Source organism: Methylobacterium sp. UNCCL125, assembly GCF_900116795.1.
GTDB lineage: Bacteria > Pseudomonadota > Alphaproteobacteria > Rhizobiales > Beijerinckiaceae > Methylobacterium > Methylobacterium fujisawaense.
Map to the genome: position 1 here is coordinate 179,494 of NZ_FPBW01000012.1, position 22,906 is coordinate 202,399.

At 71.3% G+C, this 22,906-nt stretch carries 20 protein-coding genes; 11 read left to right on the plus strand and 9 right to left on the minus strand.

Annotation, left to right across the window (positions count from 1 at the left end; all coding sequences use genetic code 11):
* Nucleotides 1-301: 301 nt before the first annotated feature.
* The 5 genes from BM396_RS14385 to BM396_RS14405 are packed head-to-tail and all read left to right on the plus strand — an operon-like array spanning nt 302 to nt 6,189.
* Entirely contained in the window at nt 302-1,456 is a 1,155-nt protein-coding gene (locus tag BM396_RS14385; RefSeq protein ID WP_043349351.1) for a polysaccharide biosynthesis/export family protein, read from the plus strand.
* Nucleotides 1,453-2,985: a GumC family protein gene (locus BM396_RS14390; RefSeq protein ID WP_043386987.1), complete on the plus strand. Its 1,533-nt coding sequence runs from the start codon at nt 1,453-1,455 to the stop codon at nt 2,983-2,985. Before BM396_RS14385 ends, BM396_RS14390 begins: the two co-directional genes overlap by 4 nt.
* The gene (locus BM396_RS14395; RefSeq protein ID WP_043386986.1) at nt 2,982-3,623 is read left to right on the plus strand and encodes a CpsD/CapB family tyrosine-protein kinase; all 642 of its coding nucleotides are present in this window, start codon (nt 2,982-2,984) and stop codon (nt 3,621-3,623) included. Before BM396_RS14390 ends, BM396_RS14395 begins: the two co-directional genes overlap by 4 nt.
* Complete coding sequence (locus tag BM396_RS14400; RefSeq protein WP_244538875.1) at nt 3,620-5,260, plus strand: O-antigen ligase family protein; 1,641 nt, start codon at nt 3,620-3,622, stop codon at nt 5,258-5,260. Before BM396_RS14395 ends, BM396_RS14400 begins: the two co-directional genes overlap by 4 nt.
* Entirely contained in the window at nt 5,257-6,189 is a 933-nt protein-coding gene (locus BM396_RS14405; RefSeq protein ID WP_043386985.1) for a glycosyltransferase family 2 protein, read from the plus strand. Before BM396_RS14400 ends, BM396_RS14405 begins: the two co-directional genes overlap by 4 nt.
* A 12-nt stretch (nt 6,190-6,201) precedes the next feature.
* Here BM396_RS14405 and BM396_RS14410 read toward each other — a convergent pair whose 3' ends face one another.
* A complete protein-coding gene (locus BM396_RS14410) occupies nt 6,202-6,939 on the minus strand; it encodes a class I SAM-dependent methyltransferase (RefSeq protein WP_043354823.1) in 738 nt (245 codons plus the stop codon).
* A gap of 72 nt (nt 6,940-7,011) precedes the next feature.
* Between BM396_RS14410 and BM396_RS14415 the strand changes: the two genes are divergently transcribed.
* Nucleotides 7,012-8,154: a DUF1972 domain-containing protein gene (locus tag BM396_RS14415; protein WP_043387006.1), complete on the plus strand. Its 1,143-nt coding sequence runs from the start codon at nt 7,012-7,014 to the stop codon at nt 8,152-8,154.
* A 28-nt stretch (nt 8,155-8,182) separates the two neighbouring features.
* Here BM396_RS14415 and BM396_RS14420 read toward each other — a convergent pair whose 3' ends face one another.
* Together BM396_RS14420 and BM396_RS14425 are read right to left on the minus strand one after the other, a co-directional pair.
* Entirely contained in the window at nt 8,183-8,785 is a 603-nt protein-coding gene (locus tag BM396_RS14420; protein WP_043386983.1) for a serine acetyltransferase, read from the minus strand.
* Nucleotides 8,782-9,303 carry a serine O-acetyltransferase gene (locus BM396_RS14425; RefSeq protein ID WP_236961721.1) on the minus strand — a complete coding sequence of 174 codons (522 nt, stop codon included), beginning with the start codon at nt 9,301-9,303 and terminating at the stop codon, nt 8,782-8,784. Before BM396_RS14425 ends, BM396_RS14420 begins: the two co-directional genes overlap by 4 nt.
* A gap of 211 nt (nt 9,304-9,514) precedes the next feature.
* Here BM396_RS14425 and BM396_RS14430 point away from each other — a divergent pair, with 211 nt between their 5' ends.
* From BM396_RS14430 to BM396_RS14445, 4 genes are read left to right on the plus strand one after another with little or no spacing between them, the layout of a single operon-like run.
* On the plus strand, nt 9,515-10,993 hold the full coding sequence (locus BM396_RS14430) for a lipopolysaccharide biosynthesis protein (RefSeq protein WP_043386982.1): 1,479 nt from the start codon (nt 9,515-9,517) through the stop codon (nt 10,991-10,993).
* A complete protein-coding gene (locus tag BM396_RS14435; RefSeq protein WP_043386979.1) occupies nt 10,990-11,931 on the plus strand; it encodes a glycosyltransferase family 2 protein in 942 nt (313 codons plus the stop codon). Before BM396_RS14430 ends, BM396_RS14435 begins: the two co-directional genes overlap by 4 nt.
* Nucleotides 11,928-13,310 (plus strand): right-handed parallel beta-helix repeat-containing protein, encoded by a 1,383-nt coding sequence (locus tag BM396_RS14440; protein WP_043386977.1) that lies wholly within the window; start codon nt 11,928-11,930, stop codon nt 13,308-13,310. The genes BM396_RS14435 and BM396_RS14440 overlap by 4 nt, the downstream gene beginning before the upstream one ends.
* A gap of 1 nt (nt 13,311) precedes the next feature.
* Complete coding sequence (locus BM396_RS14445) at nt 13,312-14,439, plus strand: glycosyltransferase family 4 protein (RefSeq protein WP_043386974.1); 1,128 nt, start codon at nt 13,312-13,314, stop codon at nt 14,437-14,439.
* Between the two features lie 24 nt (nt 14,440-14,463).
* Here the strand turns inward: BM396_RS14445 and BM396_RS14450 are convergent, their stop codons facing one another.
* Nucleotides 14,464-15,777 carry an MFS transporter gene (locus BM396_RS14450; protein WP_043386971.1) on the minus strand — a complete coding sequence of 438 codons (1,314 nt, stop codon included), beginning with the start codon at nt 15,775-15,777 and terminating at the stop codon, nt 14,464-14,466.
* A 180-nt stretch (nt 15,778-15,957) separates the two neighbouring features.
* On the opposite strand from BM396_RS14450, the gene BM396_RS14455 reads away from it, so the two are divergent.
* On the plus strand, nt 15,958-17,109 hold the full coding sequence (locus BM396_RS14455) for a dimethylmenaquinone methyltransferase (RefSeq protein ID WP_043386967.1): 1,152 nt from the start codon (nt 15,958-15,960) through the stop codon (nt 17,107-17,109).
* Nucleotides 17,110-17,162: 53 nt separating this feature from the next.
* Here the strand turns inward: BM396_RS14455 and lptB are convergent, their stop codons facing one another.
* The 5 genes from lptB to BM396_RS14480 all read right to left on the minus strand — a co-directional run.
* Nucleotides 17,163-17,957: an LPS export ABC transporter ATP-binding protein gene (gene lptB / locus BM396_RS14460; RefSeq protein ID WP_085987650.1), complete on the minus strand. Its 795-nt coding sequence runs from the start codon at nt 17,955-17,957 to the stop codon at nt 17,163-17,165.
* A gap of 65 nt (nt 17,958-18,022) precedes the next feature.
* Nucleotides 18,023-18,682 carry an LptA/OstA family protein gene (locus BM396_RS14465; RefSeq protein WP_043386965.1) on the minus strand — a complete coding sequence of 220 codons (660 nt, stop codon included), beginning with the start codon at nt 18,680-18,682 and terminating at the stop codon, nt 18,023-18,025.
* The gene (lptC, locus tag BM396_RS14470; RefSeq protein WP_043350977.1) at nt 18,679-19,398 is read right to left on the minus strand and encodes an LPS export ABC transporter periplasmic protein LptC; all 720 of its coding nucleotides are present in this window, start codon (nt 19,396-19,398) and stop codon (nt 18,679-18,681) included. The genes BM396_RS14465 and lptC overlap by 4 nt, the downstream gene beginning before the upstream one ends.
* Nucleotides 19,399-19,627: 229 nt before the next feature.
* A complete protein-coding gene (gene htpG / locus BM396_RS14475) occupies nt 19,628-21,460 on the minus strand; it encodes a molecular chaperone HtpG (protein ID WP_043350981.1) in 1,833 nt (610 codons plus the stop codon).
* Between the two features lie 164 nt (nt 21,461-21,624).
* Nucleotides 21,625-22,906: KUP/HAK/KT family potassium transporter (locus BM396_RS14480; RefSeq protein WP_091955124.1), on the minus strand; the 1,282-nt coding region annotated here is incomplete at its 5' end.

The following is a 22,906-nucleotide window of genomic DNA, read 5'->3' on the forward strand; positions in this document are numbered from 1 at the left end:
GAGAGTACCGAAGTCTGAGGTGTCGGGATCTCGACGGGACCGCCTCGTCCAGCGGCTCGAACGTCAGGCCTTTTCATTTCGCGCTATCTCGAAGGTCGCGCCCGCAGCGAGCCCGACGTCCCTCACGGGCGGGAGTCCGCCTCCGCAGTTTGCCACGGCTTGCGATTTACAACCTCTGATAGAATTGGGAAAAGCCGGGTTCAAGCCTCGTTAACCAAGCTTTGCGATTGTATCGCGGTGCGCGGCTCGATCATGGGTTGTCTTCGAGCGAGCGCAGTCGAGCAGGATGCGGCTGAGGTCGATGGCGTTTTCCCTGTCTGGATTCCGCGGCGCGCCGTCCCGGCACGCCCGTCGCCCGGCCGGCGTCCTGGGGGTCGCCGTTGCGCTGCTCGGCTGCGCCCCGCTGCTCGCGGGCTGCATGTCGAGCCGTCCGCAGAGCGCGACGCGCGCGGGAACCGACGTGACCCAAACCGGCACCATCTCGGAGGGCCTGCCGCCCGCGTTGGTCGCCGCGGCGCAGGAGGAGGTCGGACGCACCATGCGCCTCGGGCTGGCGAACTACCGGCTCAATGTCGGCGACAATGTCGAAGTCTCGTTCCTGATCGATTCCAGCGTCGTCCAGCCGACCTACCGGCTGAATCCGAACGATGAGTTCGACGTCGATTTCCGCACCCATCCGGAGTACAACCGGACCGTGATCGTCCGGCCGGACGGCCGGATCTCGCTGCCCGGCAAGAACGGCATCAAGGTCGCGGGGCTGTCGCCGGAAGCCGCGGCCGCGCTGATCAAAAGCACCTACGACGACGTGCTGATCGACCCCGTCGTCACGGTGATGCTGCGCCGGTTCCGCACCGTGACGGACGATTTCCGCGACCTCACCCAGCGGGCCGATATGGGCCGCGTGAAGGTCCTGGCGATCGAGCCGGACGGCAAGATCAACCTGCCGATGGTGCCAGCCGTCCAGGCGGCGGGCCGGACCGTGCACGAGGTCGCCGGCAGCCTGAACGCCGCCTACAAGCACCAGCTCGCCTCGGTCACGACCAGCGTGCGGCTCGCGAGCCTCGTCCCGGCCAACACCATGGTGTTCGGCGAGGTGCGCGCCCCGGGCCCGGTCAGCCTTCAGGGGCCGCGGACCCTGGCACAGGTCCTGGGCTCGGCCGGCGGCGTCCTGCCGACGGCAGCCGGCGAGGCCGTGCGCATCATCCGCTTCGACGCGGAGGCGGCCGGCAGCGTCCGCATCGTCGATATCAGCCAGCCGGGGCTCGCGGACTCGATCGTCGTGCCGCCCAACGCCACCGTCTACGTGCCGCCGTCGCTGCTCGCGAAGACCGCCCGCGCGGTGGATCTCGTGGTGCGCCAGATCCTGCTCTTCAACGGGACCGGCTTCGGCGTGAACTACATCACCGGGCCGTCCGCCAGCACCTCCAACACCGCCACCGTGAGGTCCGGCACGTGAGCCAGACCGACCTGACCGCCCCCGACGCGGGCGAAGGCCCGGCCTTCGACCTCCGCGACGCCCTCGCGGCCCTGTTCCGGCACATCCGGCCGGCCCTGCTGATCCTGGTCGCGGCCATCGTCGGCGCCGGGATCTACCTTCTGCTGACCCCGGCCGAATACACGGCGGACGCCAAGCTGATCATCCGTCTCGGACGCGAGAAGGCGGGCGCCCCGCTCCAGGGCGGCGCCAACCAGAACTACATGTTCTCCGAGCGCGCGCAGAACGTGAACAACGAGATCGAGATCCTGCGCGACCCCAGCATCGTGCGCGACGAGTTCGCGGCGCTGAAGCAGATGACGCCCACCGGCGATCCCGGCCCGCCCCCCGCGGACTGGATCGACTGGTTCATCTACCAGGGGCGCCAGGTCCTGCGCAGCGCCAAGGCGGTCAAGACCTGGATCGTCGAGACGGTGCGGGTGCCCTTCGAGGCGGTGGGCCTGCTGCGACACCTCACGCCGGACGAGAAGCTCTACGAGGCCTATCTCGCGGCCTTCAAGGTAGCGTTCGTCAAGGAGACGGACGTGATCGTGACCGGCTTCACCTGGACGGATCCGCACTTCGCCGCGCAGGCGCTCAACCGGCTGCTCGACGCCTACAAGCGCCGGCACGTGGAGGTCTACGCCGACGAGACGCCGGCCTCGTTCTACCAGAGCAAGCTGGAACGCGCCCGGGCCGACCTCGCCGCCATCGACGCGCAGCTCGCGACCTACCTCAAGGGCAACAACACCGCGAGCTTCGAGATCGAGCAGCAGAACGACCTCGGCACGCTGGCCGATCTCGCCAAGCAGAAATCGGCGGCGCAGATCGAGCGCGAGGTGGTCGAGACCCGTCTCAAGCGCACCCGCGAGGCCGGACCCGACCGCTGGCAGCCGACGCCCTCCGACGCCGACCCGACGGTCACCGCTTTCGACCAGCGCTGGGCGGACCTGAAGACGAAGCGTGCCGAACTCGCGGTCCGGTTCCGGCCGACCGCGCCCGAATACGTGAGCCTCGACCGCGATCTCGCCGCCCTGGCGCGGCAGAAGTATCAGTCGCTCCTCGCCGCCGACACGGCGAAGCTCGCCGTGCTGGCCGAGAAGATCCAGAGCATCACGGCGATTGAGCAGACGCGCCGCAAGGCCGCCATCGGCCAGAGCGACGCGGCGCTGGCCTATGGCCGGCTGACCCAGCAGAAGGGCCTGCTCACCGACGAGATCACCGAGACGCAGAAGCGGATCGACGCGCTGAAGACCGGCACCGGCCTCGACGCGCAGGCCGTCACCTCCTCGGCCCTGGTGGCGCGCGCCGTGCCGCCGCGGCTGCCCTCCGGCCCGAACCGGCCGCTGATCCTCGGCCTCGCGGCCGGTCTCGGTCTGCTCGCCGCGCTGGCCTACGTCGCCCTCGCGGAGATCTTGGCCCAGACCTACCGCAGCGCGTCGGAGGTTGCCCGCTCGCTGCGGGTGCCCGTTCTGGCCGCGGTGCCGCTGCAGACAGGAACCGCCGGATGATCGCCGCCGCAGCCGCCCCCCGCATCGATCCGGCGATCCTCGAACCGGCGCTCGTCCAGCTCACCCGGAACGAGGCGCGCGTGCGCCGGGTCGGCATCACCGCGGTCCAGACCGGCGAGGGCGTGAGCACGCTCGCCCGCGAGCTCGCCGGCGCCTACGCCCGGCGCGGCCGCAGCGCCGTGCTGATCGAAGCCAACTGGTCCCGCCCGTCCCTCGCCGAGGCTTACGGACTGATCGGACGGCCGGGCTTCGCCGACATCGTCGCCGGGTCGGTCGCGCCGAGCCGCGGCGTCCACGCGGTCGCCGACGGCCTCAGCGTCGTGCCCGCGGGAACCCCGGCGGCGATCCGGAAGGCGACCTTGGACGACGGGCGCGTCGAGGATTTCCTGGCGCTGGTCGACGAGCGCTTCGATCTCGCCCTCGTGGATTGCGAGCCGATCACCGAGATCGGCGACGCCGCGGCGCTCTCACCCTTCGTGGACGGCTTCATCGTGGTGATCGGCGCCGAGCGCACCCGCCGAGCCGTGGCCCAGCAGGCCCTGGCCGACCTGAGGGCCGCCGGGGGTGCCCCGCTCGGGGTGGTCCTCAATCGCACCCGCAGACCGATCCCGAAATGGCTCTACCGGTGGCTCGGGTGAGCGCGGCGCACACTCGCACGCTGCGGGCCCTGCCCATCGCGGGAATCGGGTTCGCTGCGGCGGCTGGCGCGGTCGCACTGAGCGCGGCGCCCCTGAAGTTCGCCGTCGTCGGGTTGGCGGCGGCATTCGGCGGCGTCGGCGCCCTGATCGTCGGGCGGCTCTATCGCCTGACGCCGGTCCTCCTCGTGGCCCTCGCGGTCGGGCTGACGGTCAAGCTCGACGTGAGCTTCTTCCAGCATTTCGAGGCCGTCGGGCAGTACCTGCCGAGCATCGGCGGCGGGGCCGGCCTGACGGTGAGCGTCGCCCTTCTCGTGGCCGTGGCGCTGATCACCGCCAAGCTCACGGGCCTCTGGGAGAATGCGCCCGGCCTGCGGCTCGACCGCCCCCTCGTCCTGACGCAGGTCGGCTTCCTGATCGCGGGCCTGCTGTCGCTCACCAACGCCACCGACCCGGCCTATCTCTGGTTCGACACGTGGCGCTTCGTCGGCCTGCTCCTGGTCTCGGTCGCGGTCTCGAACCTGTCGGAATCCGACATCCGGACCCTGGCGCTGGCGATCTGCGCCCTCTGCCTCGTCCAGACCGCGGTGGCGGGGCTGCAATACGTCTCGGGCTCGGAACTCGGCCTCTCGGTGCTGGGCGAGGAACAGATCGTCGAGGAGAACATCAACTTCTCGGCGCAACGCCGCGCCGGTGGCCTGAAGGTCCACCCGAACATCCTGGGCTATTATTACGAGTTCGTCTGGCCCCTCGCCCTGGCGCTGGCCCTCTCCCGCGGCCCGCTGATCCTCCGCCTCGTCGGGGCAGCGGGCGCCACGTCGGCACTGGTCGGGGTGGTCCTGACCCTGTCGCGCGCATCCTGGCTCACCTTCCCGGTCTCCGCCGCTCTCCTGATCCTGCTGGTTTATCGGGACCGTCTGTTCTCCCGGGCGAGTCTGATCGTCTTCGGTCTTCTGGCAATCGTCGGCAGCGTCGCGGCCCTCTATGCCGGTCCGCTGATCTGGGAGCGGCTCACCGCCGACGATGGCGGCTCGGCCGCCCAGCGCGGCCCGCTGAACGCGGCGGCCCTCGCCCTCTTCGAGCAGTTTCCGGTCTTCGGCGTCGGCCTGAACAACTTCGGCAATCAGTTCGCGGTCCTCGACAAGACCGGCCTGTCCCGGCTCGCCGGGCTCTTCGACCGGTCGAACCACGTGGTGCACAACCTGCACATCCTGATCCTCACCGAGGTCGGGATCGTCGGCTACGCGGCCTTCGCGCTGGTCTTCGGGATCGGGATCTTCCGGGGGTTCCGCGCGGCCCGCCGCGCGCCGGTGGGCGATCCCCTCGCGGCGATTGCGGCGGCCTGCGCGGTGGGGCTGATCGCGCATCTGCTGCACGGCCTGGTCGATCCGGGCTTCCGCCTGAATCTCGGCATCGCCGAGCTGCTCTACACCGGCCTCGGACTGATCGCCGGGGTGCGTGCCGCCCAGCGGCAAAGGGCCGTTCAGGCGCGCCGGCCGGTCGGGCCGATGGAACCGAGAGGCGCGACACGCGCCCTCCCCGCCCAACGGAGAGGAACCGCGTCCCCCCTCGCCAGCGCCCCGGGAGCGCCCGCGTCCAGGACCGGCCATACCCCCTTCACACGTGGAGACCGATCATGAGCGCCGTCAGCCTCAGCGTCCTGATCGTCACCTACAACGCCGGTCGGGACATCGCGACCTGCCTGGAACTGCTGGCCTCGAGCCGGATCGACCGCCCCTACGAGGTGATCCTCGTCGACAACGCCTCGACCGACGGCACGCCGGAGCGCGTCGCGAAGGCTTTCCCCTGGGTGCGGGTGATCGCCGAGCGCACCAACCACGGCTTCGCGGGCGGCAACGCCGTCGCCCTGGAGCACGCGCGCGGCGAGGCGATCCTGCTCCTCAACCCCGACGCGTTCCTGCGCGACCCGGAGGCCCTGACCGGTCTTCTGGCCCATCTCGACGCGCATCCGGACGTCGGCGCCGTCGGCCCGCGGCTGACCTTTCCGGACGGGACGCATCAGGTCGGCGATGCCGGCTACGAGCCGCGCCCGCTCTCGATCCTGGTGCACGCCGCCGGCCTGTCGGGCCGCCTCGGCCGGCGTGGCCTCTATCTCGCCAGCCGGCAGGCCCGCGGCACCGGAGCCCTCGACGTGGACTGGATCTGCGGCGCCTGCCTGCTCCTGCGCCGGTCGGCGATCGCCGCCATCGGCGGTCTGCACAGCCCGATGTTCCTCTACGGCGAGGACGTGGATTGGGGATGCCGCCTGCGCGATGCCGGCTGGCGCGTCGCCTACCTTCCGGGGATTGCCGTTCTCCATCTCCAAGGGGGCTCGGCAGGCACCCGCTCGCCCCGCTGGCTCGACGGGCTGGCGACCATCTACAGCCTGCGCAACGCCGGCCGGCGCCTCTCGTCGCCGGCCTTCTTCTCGGCCCCGCTGCGGCTCGGCTTCACCCTGCGCGCCCTGGCCTACGGATTCGCGGCCCGGCTGCGCGGGCAGCCGGACCTCGCCCGCAAGGCCGAGGACATGCGCAGATTTGCCAGCCATCTGCGCAGTCTTCGCCTCTGACCGGACCGTCCCTCACGGTCGTTTACGAATGAACACCATGTGGTAGCCCTTGAACGGGCCCGGCGTGAGCCGGAACAGCAGCTCCCAGAACTTGCCCAGGACGATGTTCTCGCCATGATAGAACGGCTGCCCGTCGAAACTGTAGGTGAAGTGCTCGAACCGATCAGTTGGGAAAAGCCGCTTCCGCGCCGCCTCCGTGTTCATCGTGTAGAGCGGCACGAACGAGTCGATCTCGACCCGCCGGGGCTCGACGAGGCGCAGCACCCGGGCGTGCAGCCGCTTCGGGATGAGCCGTGCCCCGATCCCGACATAGCCCCAGCGGTTGGGCGTCCAGGCGCAGAGCCAGCCGCCCGGGGCGAGAACCCGGCCGAGTTCCGCCGCGGTGGGCTCGGGATGCTCGATGTGTTCGAGGACCGAGAAGGCCGAGATCAGGTCGAAGCTCCCGTCCGGGAATGGCAGCATCCCGTCGTGCCCGATCAGCCGGACCTCGTCGGCCGACTTGTTGCCGAGAACCGCCTCGTCGACGTCGCAGGCGACCACGTGGGCGCAGCGCCCGCGGAAGTCGCCGAGGTGTCGGCGCAATGGGACCGGATCATCGCTCCACTTGCCGCGTCCCGCGCCGAACTCCATCACCCGCATGTCCGGGCGGAGCAGCGCGTTGACGCGCACGATGTACTCCATCCGGTGGTCGTGCCGGGAGTAGCCTCCGGCTCCCATCTCCCGGAACAGACGCTGTTCGACCGTGACCATGCCTCAGACTCCTCTGAACGTGTCGCGCCCACGGCGCATGTGAAGGCGGGGGAGCCGGGCGGGCGCCCGGCGGTGGCGATCCTCGGCACACGCGGGGTGCCGGCGGCGCATGGGGGGTTCGAGACCCTGGCGGAGCGGCTCGCGCTCGAACTCGTGGCCCGGGGCTGGCGGGTCGAGGTCTACTGCCAGGTGCGCGAGCCGGCCCCGCCAACGGTGTGGCGTGGGATCCTGCTGATCCCGGTCGCGGTCCGGGGCGACGGTGCCGTCTCGACGATCGTGTTCGACCTGAAATGCACCCTGCGGGCGGCCTTCCGGCCCGCCCTGCCCCTCGTGCTCGGCTACAACACCGCGGCGTTCTCGCTGCTCTACCGGCTGACGGCCAAGCGCAGCGTCATGAACATGGACGGCATCGAGTGGAAGCGCGACCGCTGGTCGAAGCCCGCCAAGGCCTGGTTCTGGCTGAACGAGCGCCTCGGCAGCCTGTTCTCGACGCACCTCGTGGCGGACCACCCGGAGATCGCCACGCACCTCGCCCGCGGGACCTCGGCCGCCCGGATCACCACCATCGCGTATGGCGCCGACCCGGTTCTGGAAGCCTCGACCGAGCCGCTGGCGAAGTTCGGCCTGCGCCCCCGCGATTACGGACTGCTGATCGCCCGGGTGGTGCCGGAGAACCTCGTGCTCCAGGTCGTCCGGGCCTGGAGCGAGGTGCGCCCGGGCCTGCCGCTGCTCGTGCTGGGCAAGCTCGCGGAGTCCGACCCGTATCACCGCGCCGTCCGGGCGGCGGGCGGACCGGACGTGATCTTCGCCGGCGCGATCTACGAGGCCGAGCGCGTGGCCGCGCTCCGCTTTCACGCCCGCTTCCACATCCACGGCCACACGGTGGGCGGGACGAACCCCTCGCTGGTCGAGGCCCTGGGGGCGGGCTCGCCGATCCTCGCCCACGACAACCCATTCAACCGGTGGGTGGCGGGGCCGCAGGCGCTCTATTTCGGCGACGAGACCGAGTTGCGGCGGGGCATCCTGAGCCTGGTGCGGGCCGGGCCGGGCCGCCTCGACGTCATGGGCGCCGCCTCCCGTCGCCGGCACGCCGAGGCCTTCACGTGGCGCGTCATCTTCGACGCCTACGAGCGCGTCCTGCGCCGCCAGATCGCGCCCGCACGAGCCGGCCGCGGCGCGCTGCGGGCGGTCCGCGGGGAGCACGGGCGCGCGTGACAGGCGCCGCGGCCCTGCGCGGCCGGGTCTAGCGCCCATGAATCGTCCCCTGGGGGCGCCGCGGACTGCGAACCTGCCGCTGGGCGATCATCGTCACGGTGCCCGCCGGCACATCCCGAAGACTGCAGACCGCGATGCCGACCGTCGCGCCCGCGCCGATGGCGACCGATCCCTGGATGGCGGCGTGCGCGCCGACGATCGCGCCGTCCCCGAGATCAGGACCGTCGGCGGGAAACGGCTGGTCCGGAAGGACCCAGTCCCGCGGTCCGACCAATGTCCCGGGCAGCAGCGTCAGGTCGGCCCCGGCCGTCGCGCAGAAGGCGACCCGCGCCGGATGCGGCACGAACAGGCCCGGCCCCACGCGCGAGCCCGGATGCAGGCTGGCCCCCGTGAGACGCAGCGACAGGTCCGCCACGAGGGCGGCCGAGCGGCGCCAGCCCCTGCCGTGCAGCAGATGCGCGGTTCGATGCAGGATCGCCACCTGCATGGCCGGAAGCAGGAGGTGCATCAGGCGTCGGAGCCGGGCGGTCGGCTTCCCCCCCGTGGTCTGATGCAGGATGCGGGCGAAGTCGGCCGCCAGGAGGCGCCGCATCCCCGACAGGGTGCCATGGTCCGACATCGCGTTCCTCATGGCGCGACGTTCCGGCCGGGGAGCGGGCGCCAGGGTTGCGGCATGATCTCCTCGTCGGCCTCGACGGACTTCAGGGTGATGGTCCGCGGCCCGATCCGGGCGCGGTCCCCGACATGCACGGCGCCGAGGACGATGGCGCCCGCCTCCAGCATCACGTCGTCGCCCAGCACCGGAAGGCCCGGGCCGCCGCCGATATCCTGGTCCGGCTCCTTCAGCAGGCCGCCGATGGAGGCCTGGATGCCGAAGGCGGCGTCGCGGCCCACGGCGCCGGCGATCACGGTCCCATAGGGCTGCGGCAGGAACAGGCCGCCGGCGATCCGGCTGGAGGGCGGGATGTCGGCGCCGGTCCACCAGCCGTTCACGAGCCACAGCAGCCACGCCGCCATCCGCCAGCCGCGCTCATGGGCATAGCGGGACAGGCGGTAGAGCCAGATCGCGTGGTAGCCCCGGCGAAAGGCCGCCGGCCCGCAACCGCGGCGGCGCCAATGATCCCGATCGGCGGCCAGGGCGGCCCGCACCTCCCCCCATCGGAGGCGCCGTCCCGGCTCCGCTTCTGATCGGCGCGAGAGACACAGGTCCGACCCAGCGGCTGTCTCGGACATACGCAGTCCTCCGGTTTTGCCAACGCGATAACTCTGCAACCATAAATTGAGACACCGGTTGCAAGCCATACGCAGCCTGCCACGATGCAATCGTAGGTCGCAGTTTTCAGTCAGACGTCACCGAGAGATGATCCGCTTGGTAAACCGATTGTCGGGGCGCGGACGGGCCGGCGGGCTCCGTTACGGTGCGAATCTGCTCGGGCAGGCTGCCGGCCGCGGCGTCTACCTTGCGGCAGGCCTCGCAGCCTTCGTGATGGTCGGGCACATGGCCGGGCCGGCGGCCCTCGGTCGCTACGGCCTCGCCCTGGCGATCCTGGCGGTGGCGCTGATCGCGGCGGATTTCGGCACGACCCTTACCTTCGGGGCGCGCCTCGGTGCGATCGAACCCGAGATGCGGGCGGCCGAGTTCGGCCGAATGCTGTCGGCGCGGCTCGTCCTCGGCCTCGGGACCGGCGCGGCGCTGCTCTGCATTCTGCCGATGCTGCCGGACGCCATCCAGCCCGCGCTGGCGCTGGCCGCCCTGCTGATGCCCCTCGCGGCCGCCCGCTTCCTCGACGCCCTGTTCCAGGTCTGCGGGCGGCCCGGCTGGTCCGTCTGGCCGGCGCTCGCCAACGCCGTCATCCTGATCGGCGGGACCGCGCTCGCGCTCCGGTTGCAGCTTCCGGAGGCGGCCCTGAGCCTTGCGGCGGTCGGCGCCGGCATCGCCTACGGCGCCGTGGGACTGGCGCTCGCGCTGCGCCTCGTGCCCGCCCGCCTCGCTCCCCTGCCGCAGGCCCTGGCGACCATCCGGGCCGCGGCGGGCGTGGGCGTCGCGAATGCCCTCGGTTCGCTCAACGGCCGGATCAGCCTCATGATGCTGGCCGCCTTCGCGGGCGCGGCCGAGCTCGGCCAGTTCACGGCCGGCTTCCGGTTCTTCGAGCTCGGGGCCGCGGTGGCGATCACCCTGTGTGCGCCGCTCGTGCCGGTCTTCGGACGGGCCGTCGGCCCCCTGGTGGACGGACGGCCGCGGACCGGGACGGCAGCGCTGCGGACCCGGGTTCGCACCGCGCTGGTCCCGATCCTGGCCGCCTCCTGCGCGGGAGCGGTGGCGGCCTGCGCCCTCGCGGAGCCGCTCGTGCGCCTCGCCTTCGGGCCGGACTTCCCCGGCGCCGTCCCGGTGCTGCGCATCGCCACCGGGATGAGCGTCCTGCTGATCGCGGCCACGATCCTGTTCGCGGGCCTCGTGCCGCTGGGGCGGACCGGCTTCGCGGTGCGCGGGAGCGCGGCGGCCTGCGCCACCAACCTCATCGCCTGCACGCTGCTGATCCCCTGGAACTCCCTGCTCGGCGCGGCCCTCGCGGCGCTGCTCGCGGAGGCCGCGATGCTCCTCGTGCTGGCCCATGCCTTCTGGCGGCAGGCCGGACCGCCCCTGGCGCTGGCGGACATCCCGATCCTGGCTGCGCCGGGCCTCCTCACCGCCCTCGCCTGGGCGGCCGGCCCCGCCGCGCTGGCGCCCGGGACGGTCCCCGCCGTCGCGGCCGTCTCGGCCGCCCTGGTCGGGTGGCTGTGCCTGCGCCGCCCCCCGACCGATCCCCTCCCCCTCCCGCTTCCGGAAGCCTCGTCATGAGCGATGATCCCGTGCTCTCGGTCATCATCCCGACCTACAACCGCGCCGACACGCTGCGCCTGTGCCTCTGGGCCTTCGATCGGCAGGAGACGGACGCGCCCTTCGAGATCGTGGTCTGCGACGACGGCTCGACGGACGGCACCGGAGCGGTCATCGACCGCGCCGTCGCCGCGGCCCGGATCCCGGTGGTCCATCTGCGCCAGGAGAATGCCGGCGCCAACGCCGCCCGCAACCGCGCCATTGCGGCGGCCCGGGGCGAGCGCCTCCTGATCGTCAACGACGACACCATCCCGGTGCCGGGCCTCGTCGAGGCGCACCGGCGCGCCCATGCGCGGCGGGGGGGACGGAGGACCGCGATCCTCGGGCGCATGACCATCGACCCGGCCCTGCCGTTCTCGCCGTTCTCGGCGCTTCACCACGACGCCTCCTACGACGCGCTCGCGGGCCGCGACGAAGTCGGCTGGGACGCGTTCCTGACCTGCAACGTCAGCGTCGACCGGCACTTCCTGGAGGAGGCCGGGGGCTTCGACCCGAAGCTGTTCTGGCACGAGGATATCGAGCTCGGCGAGCGGCTGGCCCGGCGCGGCATGCGCCTGTTCTACGCCCCCGAGGCGCTCGGCTATCACCATCACCTCCTGGACGAGGCGGCCTATCTGCGCATCGCAGAGCGCGAGGGCGCAGCCCTGGTGCTGTGGTACCGCAAGCGCCCGGACCTCGTCGCGGATCTCGGCCGGCTCGGCCTGGTCGGGCCGCCGCCGCTCGGCGCGGCGGCACGCCACCGGGTTGCCGACCTCGCGATGCCGCAGGCCCTGCTGCCCGGCTGGCAGATGGCGGCCCGCGCGCTGACGCGGATCAGCCCGGAGGCCGGCCGCAGCGTGTGGCGCCGGCTGTTCCAGCGGCGCAAGCGGCTCGCCATCGCCCGGGCGCTCGCGGCATGAGACAGCCCCGCACGATCCTCGGCAGCGCCCTCGCGGCGCTGGTCCTGCCGGTCCTGGCCGCCTGCGGCCCGGCCGGCGCGCAGGTGCAGCAGAACATCCTGGTCGATCCCGCCGGCGGCACGAAGCCCGGCTACACCACGGTGGCGCGCCTCGCCGACGTGTCCTTCGCCACCCTCGGCCCCGGCTCGACCGTGCTGGTCCGCGGCGGCAGCTATGGCGACGTCGTCTTCATCGGATCCCGCGGGACCGAGGCCGCGCCGGTCACGGTGGCGGCCGAAACCGGCACGCAACCGCGCCTGTCCAACTCGGTGGTGTTCGAGAACGCCGCCTACGTGACGGTCACCGGCCTGACCGTGCAGGGCGCGGTGAATTCCGGCTTCATCATCCGCCGGGGGTCGAGCCACGTGACGGTCGCGGGCTCGACCGTGTCCCGGTCCGGCCTCGGCATCTGGATCGGCGACGGCGCGGGCGCCGGGCACCGGATCACCGGCAACACCCTCTCCGGCAACCAGACCCACGGCGTCGCCGTCGACGTCATCAACGCGCCCCCCGAGGACCCGAGCTACATCCTCGACAACACCGTGACCGGCAACGGCATCCACGGGATGGAGATCAACGGCTCCGGCTACGTGGTGGAGGGCAACCGGGTCTCGGGCAACGGCGTCGGGATGTCGGGCACCTCCGGCATCCACGTCTACGCCAAGGACGCCGCCCAGGACGCGGGCGACCGCAACACCATCCGGTACAACATCGTCACCGGCCAGAAGGAGACCACCGGCCAGGACGGCAACGGCATCCAGATCGACCAGTGGTGTGACGACAACATCGTCGCGTTCAACGTCGCGGCCGACAATGACGGCGCCGGGATCAACCTGTTCGACGCCGGCTCCAACACGGTGGTGAACAATACGACCACCGGCAACATGCGCGATTCCGGCGGCAAGCACGTCTATCGCGGCGAGATCGTGCTCGCCTCCGACTACACCAAGCAGGTCGACCGCACGTCGAACAACCGGGTGATCAACAACATCGCCTACGCGACCCGGCCGAACGTGGCCGCGATCGTGGTCGAGGCGACCACCACCGACAACAACAACGCGATCGGCCCGAACTTCCTCGGCAGCGCCGTCGGCGCCCCGCTCTACCGCTGGGGCAATCAGGCCACCGGCGACGGGACGAGCCTGCCGCTCAACGCCCAGGGGCCCGACCTCACCGGCACGCCCGCCTTCCGCGATCCTGCAAGCCCGATGACCGGCGGCCTCGCCCTGACCGCCGCCCCCGCCCGCGCCGGCATCCCGCTCGGCGCCACCCGCGACATCGCCGGCCGGGCCTACGCCCCCGGGGAGGCCCCGACCTTCGGCGCCTACAGGAGCCCTTGATATGCTTCGCATCGGCGTCGACGCGCACGTGCTCACCGGCAAGCCGCAGGGCAGCCGGACCTGGCTCGTGAACATCATCGGCCGGGCCGCCGCCCAGCACCCCGACGCCACCTACGTGGTCTATTCGGGCGATCCGGAGGCCTGCGCCCGCATCGTCTCGGGGGGCAACATCGAGCACCGGCGGCTGCCGCGGGTCCCCGCGACCGTGCGGCTGACCCTGGTCTGGCCGTGGCTGTTCCTGCGGGATCGCCTGGACACGCTGCTCACCACCTACATCGCCCCGCCGCTGGTGCCGGGCGACCGGCAGGTGGTGGTGGTCCACGACATCCTGTTCGAGACCCACCCCGAATTCTTTCCCTGGTCGATGCGCTGGCGGAACAAGATCCTGACCCGGCTCTCGGCCCGGCGCGCCAAGCTGGTTCTGACCATTTCCGACTACAGCCGCGACTCCATCGCCAAGGTCTACGGCATCGAACGCCACCGCATCGCCGAGGTGCGCTGCGGCTCGACCCCGCCGCAGGCGGTCTCGGAGCGGACCCCGCTTGCGGACGGGCGGCCGTACCTGCTCATGGTCGGCCGGCTGGAGCCGAGGAAGAATCTCGGTCTCGTCCTCGATGCCTTCGCGCGGCTGCCGGAGGGCGCGGCGCGGCTCATCGTGGTGGGCAAGGGTGACGGCGAGCGGCCCGAGACCCTGGACCGCCTTGCCCGGACGCCGGACGCGGTGCACATCGCCGGCATCGACGACCGGGGGCTCTCCGACCTCTACGCCCGGGCCGCCGCCCTGGTCTTCCCGAGCCGCGGCGAGGGCTGGGGCATCCCGGTCCTCGACAGCCTCGCCCGGGGGACGCCGGTCATCGCCTCGAGCCTGACGGCCATCCCGGAGGCCGGCGGCAGCGCGGCGAGCTACTTCGACCCCGACGCCCCCGACCGGGTGGATCGGCTCGCCGAACTGATGGGCGCGGCGATCGAGGGGCGGCTGCCCTTCGACGCGACCGCCGCCCGGGCCCATGCCGCGCGCCACGACTGGGACGGACCGGCCGCCACCTTCGTGGACCTGATGCGCGGCAGCTTCACGGCCCGCACGCATCTCCGGGACCTGATCCTGGCTGCGCCGAACCTGCGGGGGTGACGTCAGCGGAGACCGTCCGCCTGCTCATCGCGCGGCCCTGAATTGACCGACCACCGGACCCTCCGGCGCCTCGTCGGCGATGGGATCCCGGATCAGCGTCCAGTAGCCGAGCGCCGCCACCAGGGCGATCACCGCCCCGGTGATGAAGGCCATCGAGAAATGGCCCGTGCCGCCGACGATGAAGCCCGTCACGGTCGGCGCCAGGGCGCCGCCGATATAGCCGCCGAAATTCTGCATCGCGCCGAGCGACGCCGTGCAGCTGGCCGGCGCCGCCACGGAGGCCATCGCCCAGGCCGACGACGAGCTCACGTAGACGAGGAAGAGCGAGGCCGAGATGCAGGCGATGGCGAGGGTGTCGCTCGGCGTCAGGGCCGCCACGACCGTGCAGGCGGCGGTCGCCACCAGGGATCCGACCATCGGGATCTTGCGGCTGCGGATCGGGTCGACGCCCCGGCGGACCAGCATGTCGACCACGCGGCCGCCCAGGATCCCGCCGAGCACGCCGAAGGCGAAGGGGATCGAGCCGACGAGGCCGGTCTTCTGCAGGGTGAAGTGCCGCTCGATCTCGAGGTAGCTCGGCAGCCACGCGGTGTAGAGCCACGTCATGTAGATGCAGCCGAAATAGCCGACGATCATCCCCCAGCTGGTTCGGAACCCGAAGAGCCGGCGCCACGCGCTCCAGGTGACCGGGCGGCTGGCATTCGGGGCATCGCCCTCTTCCAGGAAGGCGCGCTCCCCCGGCGTCAGGTCGGTCTCGCGCGGGTTGCGGAAGACCCCGTAGACGATCGCGGCGAGCACGAGGCCGGCCGCCCCCATGATCACGAACATCGCCCGCCAGCCGAAGCTTACCATGAGGAAGGTCAGCAGCGGCAGGGCCAGGAAGGTCCCGAGCGAGGAGGCGCAGTTCCAGATGCCCGTGGCGGTGCCGCGCTGGCGGATGTTGAACCAGTCGCGGGAGACCCGGGCGCAGGTCGGGAAATGCGGCGCCTCGCCGATCCCGAGCACGATCCGCGCGCTCACGAACTGCCAGAACGACGTCACCGCGCCGCCGAGCATCTGGCCGAACGACCAGCAGGTCAGGCCGAGCGTCAGCGTCAGGCGCGGTCCGAACCGGTCGGCGAGCACACCGGCCGGCAGCTGTGCGAAGGCGTAGGCCCAGAGGAAGGCCGAGAGCAGCAAGCCCATCTCGGGGATCGAGAGGCCGAGATCCTCCCGGATCAGCGGGTTGGCCACCGCCAGGGTGGCCCGGTCGACGTAGTTGACCACGCCCGCCGTCACGAGAAGGGCAAGCGAGATCGTCTGGATGCGGCGCACGCGCGGCGTTGCGGCCAAGGCCATCGTATCCTCCCGGAATGGCGGGCCCCTTGAGGGTCTCCGTGGCCGGCCGGTCCTGTGCGACTCGTGGCGGCCCGGCACCATTCTGCACCGAACGCGGCCGGACGGAAGGTCCGCTACCCCTCGCCTCGCGGCGCCGGGCGTCGTAGACCGGCCGCTCCGTCATCCTTCGAGTCCGGACCGTTGCGCCTGATCCAGATCACCCACCACGACCTCGACGGCTACGGCGCCTCCACGGTCGCCGCCGCCTGCGCCACGGTCGAGCGCGTCGTCCACGTGCCCCGCTACAGCGATGTCGGCCCGGTCTTCGAGGACGAGATCAAGCGTCTCGGCCGCGCGGCGGAGCGCGAGATCCTGCTGATGACGGATCTCGGCCTGGAGGAGCAGACCATCGCGGGCCTGAGGAAGTTCGCCGCGATGAACCGGCGCCGGGAGGACGGGCAGAAGCACCGCCTCGTGGTCCTCGACCACCACGCCTCGTCCCTCGACCAGATGCGCCGGCTGGGCCTGGAGGCGACCGCCGATGCAGCGCGCCCGGCGCTCCACCGGATCGATCTGGGCGATCCCGAGATCGCCGTGCTGATCGAGGACGACATCTGCGCCACGCGGATGACCTTCGAACACCGGGCCCTGTTCGCCACGCACGAACCCGCGACCGACCTGTCGAGCCTGCTGTCCGCGGTCGATGCCGTCGACCTCTGGCGCAAGGAAAGCCCGGCCTTCCGCGGCGGGCTCGCCCTGGACGAGTTGTTCTGGGAAGTCGTGTCGAGCTACGTGCCGGTCGGTCATCCCTGGCACGACCGGTTCGTGTCCGACATCCTGCTCGCGGCCGCCGCGTCCCTGCGGGACGGCGCCAACCCGGCCGAACTCGAGCGGCGCGCCTCGGAGATCCGCACCGGCGTGGTCGACGCCCTGCTGCGCGAGGCGCCCGACGACGATCCGACGCTGACCACGCGCATGCGCCTCGCCCGGGCCCTCGCCCGCTCGGACGCCCTGTTCCGCCCGCTGAAGGACGGCACGCTCCTGTCCTTCGCCCTCGATTCGGGCACCTTCCAGCGGGTCTCCGACCTGATCATGGATGCGGGCCGCGCCAAGCGCGTCGTCAACGTCCAGCGGATGGGCACGCTGTCGTTCCGCTCCAACGACGGCACGGCGCTCGACGGCGCCCGCCTGTTCCGCGGCGGCGGCCACCGCGACGCGGCGGGCGGCCGGCTCCAGAGCGGCTCGGCCTTCTCGATGGCGGACGCGATCGCGCAGGTGGAGCCGGTGCTGAACCCGGAGAAGCCCGCGGGTTCCGACAGCCCGTTCGCGGCGCTCAAGAACTGGAAGGGGTGAGGCGCGGCCGCCTCCGCCCCGTCTTCGCTCCCCTCGTAATGGCGAAGTCCGGCCTAAAGCCTGAAATCCTCGCCGAGATACAGGCGCCGCGCATCCGGGTTCGCCACGATCTCCTCCGGCGTGCCCTCGGTGAGGATGCGGCCGGAATGGGCGATGTAGGCCCGGTCGATCAGGCCCAGCGTCTCGCGGACGTTGTGGTCGGTGATCAGCACGCCGATGCCGCGCTGCTTCAGGTGCTTCACCAGATCCTGGATGTCGCCCACCGCGATCGGGTCGATGCCCGCGAAGGGCTCGTCCAGCAGCATGAAGGTCGGCGAGGAGGCGAGCGCCCGGGCGATCTCGCAGCGTCGCCGCTCGCCGCCCGAGAGCGCGATCGAGGGCGACTTGCGCAGGCGCGCGATGTCGAACTCCTCCAATAGGGAATCGAGCTTGCGGGCGCGCGCCTTGCGGTCGGGCTCGGCCACCTCCAGCACCGCGCGGATGTTGTCCTCGACGGTGAGCCCGCGGAAGATCGAGGCCTCCTGCGGCAGATAGCCGATCCCGAGCCGCGCCCGCTGGTACATGGGCAGGTGCGTGATCGGCAGGCCGTCCAGGGTGATGTGGCCGCGATCGGCCGCCACCAGCCCGGTGATCATGTAGAAGATCGTGGTCTTGCCGGCGCCGTTCGGGCCCAGCAGTCCCACGGCCTCGCCGGTGCGGACGGTGAGCCCGGCCTCGTGGACCACCGTGCGGGCGCCGTAGCTCTTACGCAGGCCGCTCACGCTGAGGATGCCGAGGCCGCCCGCCTCGGCCGCGGACCAGCCCTCGGCCTCGGCCGCGTCCGGCTGCCGCGCGCGCCGGCCGAACAGGCGGCCGAGCCAGCTCGTTCGGCCCGCCGGGTCCTGCGGGCCAGCCTGGAACGCCACGGCGCCGCTCAATCGACCTGCGCCTTCGGCCTGGGCGGCGGCTGCGTGCAGCCCTTCGCTTTGCCGTCCTTGGCGTCGGACTTCTCGCCGGGCACGAACAGGGCCGAGACGCGGCCGCCCGCCACCGGATCCATGTTCGCGCGCCCGGTGTTCATGTCGTAGACGAGCCGCTGGCCGCGGGTGACGTTCTGGCACTGGCTCAGGACGACATTGCCGGTCAGCACGATCCGCTTGGCGTCCTGATCGAACACCGCATGGTCGCCGGTGGCGACCTGATCCTTCTGCACCACCGTCACCGGACCGGCGCAATCGACCTTCTGGATCCCGTTCTCGGCGGGATTCCGGGGCGCCGCTTCGGCCCCCTCCTCCTTCGCCTCGCCCTTGGCACCCTTGCCGGGCGCGTCCTTGCCGCGCTTGTAGGTGACCGTCATGGTCGAGCACCGGATGGTGCTGTCGCCCTGCACGGCCACGACGTTGCCGGCGAAGATCGCCTTGTTCTCCCGGTCGAACACGTCGAGCCGGTCGGCGTCGATCTTGATCGGGTCCTTGCCCCCGCCCCCGATATTCCCGAAGGGCGAATCTTTCCGCGCGGACTTCTCGGCGAAAGCCGGGCCGGCGAGAACCAGCCCCGCCGCCAGGGCGGCCCAGACGATGCGGGCGGCGCTCATCGCGCACCGTCCGCGGCTTGGGCGTCCGACGTCAGGATGCGGGCCTGCGGCTTCTCGGCCTGATCCTCGTTGAGGATCACCACCTGGACCTTGCCCACGAAGGAGATCCGCTTGCCGTTCTCGACGACGTCGAGGGTGTCGGCCTTCACGGTGGCCCGCGGGCTCGAAACGGTGACGGGCTCCTGCGAGCTGATGGCGCCGGTCTTGAACGCCACGGCGGCCGAGCGCAGGCGCACCTCCTCGCCCTTGTCGGTCCAGATCCGGATGTCGTCCTTCAGGTCGAGCGCCTCGCGGGCCGTGTCGAACAGGCCCGACACCGCCGAGAGCCGGGCGATGCCGCCCTGGTCGTCGGTGGCGATGTGGCCGCGCATCTGCTGCAGCTCGATCTGGCTCGGCTTGCGGACGTCCTGCAGGGCGGCGTCCGCCGTTACCTCGTAGCCGCGCGTTCCCTGGCGGAAGCCCGATAGCCGCGGATTCTCCATGCGGACCTTCGAGCCCGCCAGCGTCACCGGACCGACCGAGACACCCGGCAGCTGGGCCGCGAAAGGATTGAACAGGTACCCCAGCAGCAGCGCCACCGAGCCCCCGGCGACCACCGGAATCATGCGGCGCATGGTGCGCACGCGTCCGCTGTGGCGATACGCCCGGGCATGGGCCCGGGTCCGCGCCGCCGCGACCGCCTGTCCGTTGCCGGCTTCAGCCTCGACCGGGTTCATGCAGCGTCCGTGAGGCGCGCCTGACGCGCGCGAGAGGGTTCGGCTCAGACGCCTGCGGCCCCCACCGCGCCCGCGCCATCGGCCGGGCAATGATCCCGACCGGTGGCGAAGTTATGGCTCGACCGTTTCCGAATGATCAACCGAACCGACAATCGTCCGGCGCGGATGTGTGTGGAGACACACGCCGCGCCCGGCTTTCCGCCTGCGCCCGGCGCGTGTCTCCGTAGTCCTACGCGCTGCGCGCCGCCGCCAGGGCCGCCGCCACAGTCCGGGCGAAGGCCGCCGGGTCGCGGGGGCTGTCGCCATCCTGGATGCGGGCGAGGTCGAGGAGCGTGCCGGCCGCCTGCGGCACCTCCGACTCGGGTGCCGCGGCCAGCGCCCGAATCAGCGGATGGCGCGGGTTGATCTCCAGGACCGGCTGCCCGGCCCCGGCCCGCCCTGCCCGCCGCATGAGCCGCTGCATCTGCAGGTCTGGGCCTCCGGTCCCGGCGGACAGGACCACCGCCGAGTCGACCAGCCGGTCGGTGGTGCGCACGTCCGAGACCTCGCTGCCCAGCGCGGTCTTCACGGCGGCCACGAACGCATCGATGCCCTCGGGCGCCTCCGGCTGCTCGCCCTCGAGGGCGAACTTCGACAGGTCGAGCCCACCCTTGGTGATCGAGCGGAGCGGCTTCTCCTCGAAGCTGCCGAGCTGGTCGGGCCAGAAGGCGTCGACGTGATCGGAGAGCAGCAGCACCTCAAGGCCGCGCGCCTTGAAGCCCTCGAGCTGGGGCGACGACTTCAGCGCCTCGGCATCGTCGGCGACGAGGTAGTAGATCGCCTCCTGGCCATCCTTCATGCGGGATACGTAATCCGGCAGGGAGGTCCAGCCCTCCACCGCCGAGGAGCGGAAGCGCAGGAGCGGGGCGATCTCACCCCGGCGCTCGAAATCCTCGTAGATGCCCTCCTTAAGGACGGGGCCGAAATTCTCCCAGAAGGCTTGGTAGCCCTCGGCGTCCTTGGCGCGGGTTGCGAGTTCGGACACGACGCGGCCGGTCACGGCGCGGCGGATCCGCGCCAGGGCCGGGGTCGATTGCAGCATCTCGCGGGACACGTTGAGGGGCAGGTCTTCGGTATCGACCACGCCCTGGACGAAGCGCAGCCAGGGCGGCAGCAGTTCGGCCTCGTCGGTGATGAACATCCGCCGCACGTGGAGCCGGACCTTGCTCTGCCGCTCGTTCTCGAGCGCCTGGAAGGGCTTCGAACCGGGGATGAACAGCAGCGCGGCGAATTCGAGTTGCCCCTCGGCGCGCCAGTGGAGCGTCGCCCAGGGCTTGTCGAAGTTCATGCCGATGGAGTGGTAGAACGCCTCGTACTGCTCCTCGGTGACCTCGGACTTCGCCTTGCGCCAGAGCGCGGTGCCCTGATTGGCCGATTCGTCCTTGCCGTCGCGCACGACCGCGATCGGCACGGTGATGAAGTCGGCCCATTTCCGCACGAGATGGTCGAGCCGGTAAGGCTCCAGGTACTCGTCGGCGTCGCCCTTGAGATGGAGCACGATGTCGGTGCCGGGTTCCGCCCGGGTGGCAGGCTCCAGGGTGTAGTTGCCCTGGCCTTCGGAGGCCCAGGTCCAGGCCTCGTCGCTGCCGGCGCGGCGCGACGTGACCGTCACCCGGTCGGCGACCATGAAGGCCGAGTAGAAGCCGACGCCGAACTGGCCGATCAGGCTCGGCCGGTCCTCGGCCTTGGCGGATTCCAGCGTCTGCGAGAACGCCCGCGTGCCGGAGCGCGCGATGGTGCCGAGGTTGGTGGCGAGATCCTCCTTGGTCATGCCGATGCCGGCATCCGACACGGTCAGGGTCCGCGCCTCCTTGTCGGGGGCGATGCGGACCTTGGCGTCCGCCGGCAGGGCGCTCGCCGCCGAGGTCAGGGCCTCGAACCGCCGCCGGTCCATGGCGTCGGCGGCGTTGGCCACGAGTTCGCGCAGGAAGATCTCGCGGTCGGAATAGAGCGCGTGCACGACGAGGTCGAGGAGCCGGCCTACCTCCGCCCCGAACTCGTGCCGCTCAATCGTCTCGCTCACGGGTCATGCCTCCGCTGTGGGAAAATCGCGGTGGCGATATGCTGGCGAACGCGGCCGTTTTCAATGCGCCGCGCGGGCTCGGCATCGCCGTCATGGCGGTCCGTCGCCTGTGGAGGCCCTGCCCTTCGGGCGTGCCGCGGCGCGGCCCTGTTCAGGGCCCCGGTTCAAATCTCGATCTCGGTTCCCACCTCGACGATCTGCCGGGTCGGCAGGCCGAAATGGGCGCCGGTGCGCTCGGCATTGCGCTTCATGAAGCTGAACATCGCCTCCCGCCAGGGCGCCATGCCGGGATGGGTCGGCGACGGGATGACCACCTCGTGGCCCACGAAGTAGGTGATGTCCTCGAGGTATTCCGGAGGCAGGAGGCCGCTCGCCACGGCGCATCGCAGCCCCTCGGGGATCGAGGCGGTCTGCATGAAGCCGTACCGCAGGACGACCCGTTCCATGCCGGGCGTGAACTTCGAGATCGCCTTGCGGATGCCCTGCGCAACCAGCGTCACCTGCGCCCGCTCGGCGGCGCAAATGACCGGCTCCTCCTCGTAGACGACGGTGATCAGGAGGATCCGCTCGTGGAGGCACCGGCTGCGCTCCAGCAGACGGCCGAGGGCCATCGGGATGCCATCGGTGGCGGCGGTCAGGAAGGCCGCGGTGCCCGGGAGCGTCACCGGCGGGTGCGAGGTCAGTCGGGCGAGAAAGGTCGCCTCGGACATCCGCATGGTCTGGCGGACGGATTCGAGAACGCGGTTGCCCGTCATCCATGTCAGCATCAGGAAGGCGACCGCGGCGGCCAGCAGCAGCGGAAACCAGCCGCCCTCGAAGAGCTTCACGCTGTTGGCGGCGAAGAACACGGCGTCGAGGGTAAGGAAGGCGCCGTTGACCGCGAAGACCAGGATCGGATTGTAGCCCCAGCGCAGCGCGATGAGCGCGGCGAGCAGGGTGGTGATGCCCATCAGGGCCGAGACCGCGATCCCGTAGGCCCCGGCGAGGGCGTCGGAGGAGCCGAACACCACCACCGCCGTGAGGGTCGCTGCGGCCAGCAGCCAGTTCACCGCCGGCACATAGATCTGACCGCGCTCGTCCCGGTCTGTGTGGACGACCCGCATCATCGGCATGAAGCCGAGCTGGATCGATTGCTGGGTCAACGAATAGACGCCCGAGATCACCGCCTGCGAGGCGATGACGGTCGCCATCGTGGCCAGGGCGACCAGCGGATAATGGGCCCAGTCGGGGGCGAGCCGATAGAACGGATTCTCGATCGCACCGGGATCGGCGATGATCAGGGCGCCCTGCCCGCAATAGTGGATCAACAGCGCCGGCAGCACGAGACCGAACCACGCGAAGCGGATCGCGGGGGCGCCGAAATGGCCGAGATCGGCATACATCGCCTCGCCGCCGGTCACCGCCAGGAAGGCCGCGCCCAGCATCAGGAAGCTGACATGCCAGCCG